Below are 4,754 nucleotides of genomic sequence, written 5' to 3'. Positions count from 1 at the left end.
CCCGCTGGTTGCCGGTCCAGAACGGGTGCGAGGCCGCGCTGATCTCGACGTTGACCACCGGCAGCGTCTCGCCGTCCAGGTCGATGGTCGCCTCGGTGCGGATCGTGGAGCGGGTGCGGTAGGTCGCGCCGCTGGAGGTGTCGCGGAACACCACGGTGCGGTACTCGGGGTGGGTGCCGGCTCTCATCGGGAGTGGTCCTCTCGGTCGGTGGTGCTGGTGTGCAGGTCTGGTTCGTCCGCAGGGCCGGATGCCTCGCAGGGGTCGGCGTGCCAGGTGCCGAACGGATCGGGCAGGGCGCCCAGGTGTCCTCGCCGGCGGCCAGTTCGTCGTCGATCAGCAGGGCGGCTGACAGCGCCGCGGTGATCAGTGCGGCCGGCTGCCGGTGGGTGAGCACGACGATCTCGACGTCGCGGTCGCCGTGGAGGGCGTCCCAGCGCAGCGCGGCGGCGGCGCTGCGCTCGGGGTCGACCTGGCTCCACAGCTCGGCGTCGGCGCCCAGGGTGGCCAGCCACGGACCGGCGTCACCGATCCGCAGGCCGCCACCGGCGGACTCCAACCAGATCGCCCGGTCGGGCTGGCTGGCCAGCCACAGCCGGCCGCGGCTGCAGACCACGCCGGTCAGCAGCACGTCGATCGCGTCGTGCAGTCGCTCGGGGGAGAAGGGCCGGGTGGCGGAGAAGCGCACCAGCTCCACGTCGGCGACGGCGTCCAGCGGGGGCTGGCCGGCGAGCAGGGCGTCGTGCGGGGTGGGCATCCGGCCGCGCTTGGCGGTCGCCGGCAGGGCGGTCAGCAGCTCGTCGGGGTGGGCGCGGCCCAGCTGGGCCTGCGGTCCGCCGGGCACCAGCCGGTCGAGCACGGCGGTGAGCCGGACCGCAGCCCAGCCGTCGTCCGGCTCACCGGCGAGCAGCACCGCGTCGGCGGCGGTGACCTGGCCGACGGAGACCTGGGCCAGCGTCCGCTCGTCGTCGACGGTCGCTGCGAGGCCGTGGTCGTCCATCGTCTCCTCGCCGGTGGCGGCGTCGAGCCAGCGGGCGGCGTCGACGGCCACGAGCACGCCGGCCACCTCCACCCAGTCGCCGGCGGTCTCCGCCGCCTGGTCCTCCGCGGTGTCCTCGTCCAGGACGACCTCCTCGAACGCCCAGCACAGGTGCTCGGGCTCCAGCGCGGGGTCCAGCTGCAGCACGATCCGGCTGACGTCGTCCCGGCGGGCCAGGGTGCGCAGCAGGGGCAGCAGGTCGAGCCGGAGCGTGCAGGACAGGCAGCCGTGGGCCAGCTCGATCGCGGCGGTGGACTCGACGACCCCGGTGGCCCGCTGCTCGCGCAGGGTGCGGACGACGACCCCCTGCCCGAGGCCCCGGACGTCGTGGTGCACCACGACGCTGCCCGGCCGGTCCAGCAGGGGGGTGGCGGCCTGCGCGGTCAGGGCCCGGTCCAGGCCGGTGACGAGCACCAGTGGGGTGCGGCGGGAGGTCATGCCACCACCCTAACTGCAAACGAGAACCGTGTTCATCTAGTGTCTGCACTGCTCCCGCCCACCGACTCCTGGAGGCGCACCACCATGGCCACCTACTGCGAGGTGACCGGACGCACGCCGAGCTTCGGCAGGTCCGTGAGCCACTCGCACCGCCGTACCAACCGCCGCTTCGACCCGAACGTGCAGTCCAAGCGCTTCTTCCTGGCCAGCGAGAACCGGTGGATCCGGCTCACCGTCTCGACGAAGGGCATCAAGACCATCGACGTCCAGGGCATCGAGGCCGTCGTGGCCCGGGTCCGGGCGACCGACCCGAGCGCACGGCGTCGGCTCGGTGCCGGGCGGAGGGACGGCTGATGGCCCGCGGCAACGACGTCCGCCCGATCATCAAGCTCAAGTCGACCGCCGGTACCGGCTACACGTACGTGACCCGGAAGAACCGCCGCAACGACCCCGACCGGCTCGTGCTGAAGAAGTACGACCCGAGGATCCGCAGGCACGTCGACTTCCGCGAGGAGCGCTGAGATGGCCAAGAAGTCCATGATCGCCAAGGACCAGCAGCGCCGCGAGGTCGTCGCCCGGCACGCCGAGCGCCGGGCCCAGCTCAAGGAGACCGCCCGCACGGCCGCCACCTCGGATGAGCCAGCCGCGGCGCAGGCAGCGCTGCAGCGGCTCCCGCGGGACGCCAGCCCGACCCGGCTGTGCAACCGCGACGTCGCCGACGGCCGACCGCGCGGCCACCTGCGCAGGTTCGGCCTGTCCCGGATCCGCTTCCGGGAGATGGCGCACGCCGGCGAGCTGCCGGGCATCCGGAAGAGCTCCTGGTGAGCCCGGCGCCCCGGGGCGACCGGCCCCGCAAGAAGCGCAAGCTGGACGGTCCGGTCGACTGGAAGGACGTCACCCAGCTGCGCACGTTCATCTCCGACCGCGGCAAGATCCGCGCCCGCCGGGTCACCGGCCTGACCCCGGAGCAGCACCGGCAGGTGGCGCGGGCGATCAAGAACGCCCGCGAGATGGCCCTGCTGCCGTACCCGTCGACGGGCCGCTGACCGCCGTCCTGGGCGGCGGTGTGCCACGTCCGGCTCCGTCGAGGAGCCTCCCGACAAGAGGAGACCCCGTGTCCGACTGCTGTTCCCCGAGCGGCTGCAGCACCACCCCCGCCGCCGGTCAGGCCGCCGTGCCGGCCGTCGGCCAGATCGACCGGCGCAACCGCGCGGAGCGCCGACGCGACGCACGGGCAGCCGAGCGCTGACCGCGCTCGACAGGACGTCCGTCTGGTCGGCCCGCCCACGGCTGCCCTCCGGCGCCCGCGCAGGCCGCGGCCATCGCCGGGTGCTGCTCGCCGTCCGCTGAGCTCCCGGCGGCGCCCGGACCGGGCGCCGCCGGTCAGCGGGGGAGCGCGGCCTCGTCCGGCCTGCGCGCCGGGTGGACGGGCACGGGGACGGCGCCCGGCTCCGGCGGGGGGCTGCCTCGACGCAGCAGGCGGGCGATGCTGAGCACGGCGTAGGCGGCGACCGCCATCAGCACGATGGTCCCGCCCGAGGGGGTGTCGGCGTACCAGGAGACCGCGGTGCCGCTGACCGACACGGTGACCCCGATCAGCGCCGCGATGACCAGGCTGCTCCGGAAGCTGCGGGCCACCAGCTGCGCGCAGCCGGCGGGCAGCACCATCAGCCCGCTGATCAGCAGCAGGCCGAGCACGCGCATCGACAGCGTCACGGTGACCGCGGTGACCACGGCCAGCAGCAGGTTCAGCTGCAGCACGGGCAGCCCGCTGGCCCGGGCGTGCTCCTCGTCCAGCGCGACGGTGAACAGCGACCGGCCCAACCCGATCGTCACCGCGAGCACGACCACGGCCATCCCGGCGAACAGCACCAGGTCGCCCCGCGTCGTCGTGGTGAGCGCACCGAACAGGTAGCTGTCCAGGGTGATCGGGGTGCCGGCCGGCGCCCGGGTGACGACGACGACGCCACCGGCGAGCCCGCCGTAGAACATGATCGCCAGCGCGACGTCGGCGCTGGCCGACCGGCGGGCGCGCAGCACCTCCACCGCCACTGCGCCGGCCACCGTGGCCAGCAGCGCGGTGAGCACCGGCGCGGACCTGGTGACCAGGCCGACCGCCACCCCCAGCAGCGCCACGTGGCCCAGGCCGTCGCCGATCAGCGACAGCCGGCGCTGCACCAGGTAGACGCCCACGGTGGGCGCGGTGAGGCCGACGAGCACGGCGGCCGCGAGGGCCAGCCGCATGAACTCGTAGCTCAGCACGGGGCGCCCATGCCCGGCAGCGTCACCGTCCTGGTCACCACCTCGGCCAGCGGGCCCAGCTCGTGCACGACCACCACCACGGCCGCGCCGGTCTCCGCCAGACCCGCGAGCGTGGCAGCGAGCACCCGCTGGCTGGCCGCGTCCACGCCGGCCGTCGGCTCGTCCAGCAGCAGCAGCTCCGGGTCGCCGGCCAGCGCGCGGGCCAGCAGCGCGCGGCGCTGCTGGCCGCCGGACAGCTCCGTGAGCAGCCGACGGTCGAACCCGGCCAGCCCGACACCCTCCAGCGCGCAGTCGACGGCGCACCGGTCGACCTCGCCGAACCGCTGCCAGGCCCGCAGCCGGCTCAGCCGGCCGGAGGAGACCAGCTCGCGCACGGTCACCGGGACGCCGCCGGCCACGGTGTGCCGCTGCGGCACGTAGCCGACCCGGTGCCAGTCGCGGAACCGCGCCCGCGGCACGTTGAACAGCCGTACCTCGCCGGCCTGCACGTCGCACAGGCCCAGCACCCCCCGGACCAGCGTCGACTTGCCGGCCCCGTTGGGCCCGCGGACCGCGACCACCTCCCCGGGGCGGACGGTCAGGTCGACGCCGGTCAGGACGGCGTCCCGGCCGTGACCGAAACCGCCGCCGCGCACCGTCAGCGCGCTGTCGCAGGCAGTCGAGGCCGCGGTGGGCGCCTGCCGGGGTCGGGTGCTCAGGAGCACTGCTGACCCGCCTGCAGGCCGGCCAGGTTGGCCCGCATGAGCTCCAGGTAGTCCCCGCCCGCCGACTGGTCGGTGAGCCCTTCGATCGGGTCCAGCTGCCGGGTCTCCGCGCCGGTCTCCCGCGCCACGGTCTCGGCGACGGCGGGGCTGACCAGGGTCTCGAAGTAGATGGTGCGCACGTCGTGCTCGCGGACGAACCCGGTCGCCTCGGTCAGCGCCTCGGTGGCCGGCTCCTCGTCCGGCGCCAGCCCGCTGATGCCGAACTGCTCGAGGTCGTAGGCGTCGGCGAGGTAGCCGAAGGCGGTGTGGCTGG

At 74.8% G+C, this 4,754-nt stretch carries 8 protein-coding genes and 1 pseudogene; 4 read left to right on the top strand and 5 right to left on the bottom strand.

Going from position 1 to position 4,754, the window contains the following annotated elements; genetic code table 11:
* Both G5C62_RS28395 and G5C62_RS25680 read right to left on the bottom strand, forming a co-directional pair.
* Positions 1–187, bottom strand: a 187-nt coding sequence (locus G5C62_RS28395) for a type B 50S ribosomal protein L31 (RefSeq protein WP_164703232.1), incomplete at its 3' end; no start/stop codon positions are given.
* 211 nt (positions 188–398) lie between these two features.
* Positions 399–1,475, bottom strand: a pseudogene (locus G5C62_RS25680) (GTP-binding protein); the annotation flags it as partial.
* 84 nt (positions 1,476–1,559) lie between these two features.
* On the opposite strand from G5C62_RS25680, the gene rpmB reads away from it, so the two are divergent.
* Genes rpmB through rpsR form a run of 4 tightly spaced genes read left to right on the top strand, consistent with a single transcriptional unit; the run spans position 1,560 to position 2,521 of the window.
* Positions 1,560–1,829: a 50S ribosomal protein L28 gene (gene rpmB / locus G5C62_RS25675; protein WP_164703231.1), complete on the top strand. Its 270-nt coding sequence runs from the start codon at positions 1,560–1,562 to the stop codon at positions 1,827–1,829.
* A complete protein-coding gene (gene rpmG, locus G5C62_RS25670; protein ID WP_036332353.1) occupies positions 1,829–1,996 on the top strand; it encodes a 50S ribosomal protein L33 in 168 nt (55 codons plus the stop codon). Before rpmB ends, rpmG begins: the two co-directional genes overlap by 1 nt.
* Before the next feature lies 1 nt (position 1,997).
* Positions 1,998–2,300, top strand: coding sequence for a 30S ribosomal protein S14 (rpsN, locus tag G5C62_RS25665; RefSeq protein ID WP_164703230.1), 303 nt, complete (start codon positions 1,998–2,000; stop codon positions 2,298–2,300).
* A complete protein-coding gene (gene rpsR / locus G5C62_RS25660) occupies positions 2,297–2,521 on the top strand; it encodes a 30S ribosomal protein S18 (protein ID WP_036332357.1) in 225 nt (74 codons plus the stop codon). Before rpsN ends, rpsR begins: the two co-directional genes overlap by 4 nt.
* Positions 2,522–2,858: 337 nt before the next feature.
* On the opposite strand, the gene G5C62_RS25655 is transcribed toward rpsR, so the two are convergent.
* From G5C62_RS25655 to G5C62_RS25645, 3 genes are all read right to left on the bottom strand, one after another.
* Positions 2,859–3,737: a metal ABC transporter permease gene (locus G5C62_RS25655; RefSeq protein ID WP_052090386.1), complete on the bottom strand. Its 879-nt coding sequence runs from the start codon at positions 3,735–3,737 to the stop codon at positions 2,859–2,861.
* Positions 3,731–4,441: a metal ABC transporter ATP-binding protein gene (locus tag G5C62_RS25650; protein ID WP_206330865.1), complete on the bottom strand. Its 711-nt coding sequence runs from the start codon at positions 4,439–4,441 to the stop codon at positions 3,731–3,733. The genes G5C62_RS25655 and G5C62_RS25650 overlap by 7 nt, the downstream gene beginning before the upstream one ends.
* Positions 4,432–4,754: metal ABC transporter solute-binding protein, Zn/Mn family (locus tag G5C62_RS25645; protein ID WP_164703229.1), on the bottom strand; the 323-nt coding region annotated here is incomplete at its 5' end. The genes G5C62_RS25645 and G5C62_RS25650, both read right to left, overlap by 10 nt.

The organism is Modestobacter sp. KNN46-3, assembly GCF_011039295.1.
This window is presented reverse-complemented; position numbering and strand designations above follow the sequence as displayed.